The organism is Desulfothermus okinawensis JCM 13304 (assembly GCF_054654515.1).
Genome location: NZ_BAAIEW010000059.1, coordinates 1 through 1,311, shown reverse-complemented (window position 1 = coordinate 1,311; position 1,311 = coordinate 1). Strand labels below are relative to the sequence as shown.

Genomic DNA, 1,311 nt, shown 5'->3' with positions numbered 1-1,311 from the left:
TATTCCGCTGCGGCCTTCGGCCTTGCTCCATAGCGGCAAGTGACCCTTGACGTTCGGCAAAAAAGACGAGGTATAAGATGAACGCAATGGATCAAAATATTTTGCAGAAGCTTGATGATAAAGACAAACAAAAAATTCAATATTTTGTTAATCTCTTACTCAAACAATCAAAATATAAAGGATTACAGGAAGAACTTGCAAAACGTAGAAAGGAAATTGCAAATGGTGAGGTTCTGACTCACAGTGAAATATGGAATGATATAGATGTTTAAAATAATTTATGCAAAAGGTATTTTGAAAGACTTGAAAAAGATTGCACCACAAAATCTACCAAAAATTAAGAAGGGAATTGAAGAATTGCAGGATTTTCCAAATCTTACTCAGATAAAGCACTTAACAAATCATCCATTAGCTGATTTTAGATTAAGAATTGGCAACTACAGGGTTCTTTTTGATGTAACTTGGGAAAATAAAGAGATTTATATTCTAAAAGTAGGTCATAGAAGGGATATTTATTGAAAATGATTTAAAGCCGAACAAGTCCCTGCAGGGGACCGCCAATCCCGCTGCGCCTTCGGCTTGCGGTCTTGTCGGCCCCTGAGCTCTACGTTCGAAGGAAATAATATGTCAACAGCTAATCTTTTACAAAAGATAGTTCAATTTTTTAACGACAAAAAAGACAAATTGAAGGATAATCTTAATAAAGGAGAAAATGATCTTCTGGGGTCACTTGAATTTGAAAAATGTTGCAGTTTAGAAAAAGACTCTTCAAGCGAAGAAGCTTTATTCGGATATGGATCATTAAAATCTGACTACAGACCTAAAAATGATGAAAATGTTATAATAGAGGTAAAATATATAAGAGCTCAACAAACCAGCAACAAAACCCAACATAACGAGTATGATATAAAGAACGCTTTAAGTCAAATAGTTGAACAGGCCGTATGTAAAAAAGTAAAAAATGCGATTCTTTTAATTATAGACGCGGGGAGAGCATGCGATCGAGTATGGAATGCTATCGAAGGTAAATTTATTTCCATGTTTCAGCTAAACCCATTTAATATTAACCTTAAAGTTGTAAGAATTAGAATTCAAAAAAAGGATGATGGAGACATAAACATCAAAACAGAAATTATATAAATTCTTCGAACAAATAAAGGATTAGTCCAACAAATAAAGGATTAGTCCCGAGTCGAGGAACGAGAGCTCGGGACTAATCCATGGTTCAAGAAGCCGCGGGTCATAGGGGAAAAGGTCGATAGTTTCAGGATGGTCTTGCAGGTTGGATCAGGCGGAGAGTTTGAGGAAGAT

Annotated in this window: 3 protein-coding genes; all 3 read left to right on the top strand. The window is 35.6% G+C overall.

Annotated elements, in window-relative coordinates:
• Window positions 1-77 precede the first annotated feature (77 nt).
• Window positions 78-272 carry a hypothetical protein gene (locus ACYQ0O_RS12985; protein WP_459893749.1) on the top strand — a complete coding sequence of 65 codons (195 nt, stop codon included), beginning with the start codon at window positions 78-80 and terminating at the stop codon, window positions 270-272.
• Entirely contained in the window at window positions 265-519 is a 255-nt protein-coding gene (locus tag ACYQ0O_RS12980; protein ID WP_075070268.1) for a type II toxin-antitoxin system RelE family toxin, read from the top strand. The genes ACYQ0O_RS12985 and ACYQ0O_RS12980 overlap by 8 nt, the downstream gene beginning before the upstream one ends.
• Before the next feature lie 105 nt (window positions 520-624).
• Complete coding sequence (locus ACYQ0O_RS12975; protein ID WP_459893747.1) at window positions 625-1,140, top strand: hypothetical protein; 516 nt, start codon at window positions 625-627, stop codon at window positions 1,138-1,140.
• Window positions 1,141-1,311 lie beyond the last annotated feature (171 nt).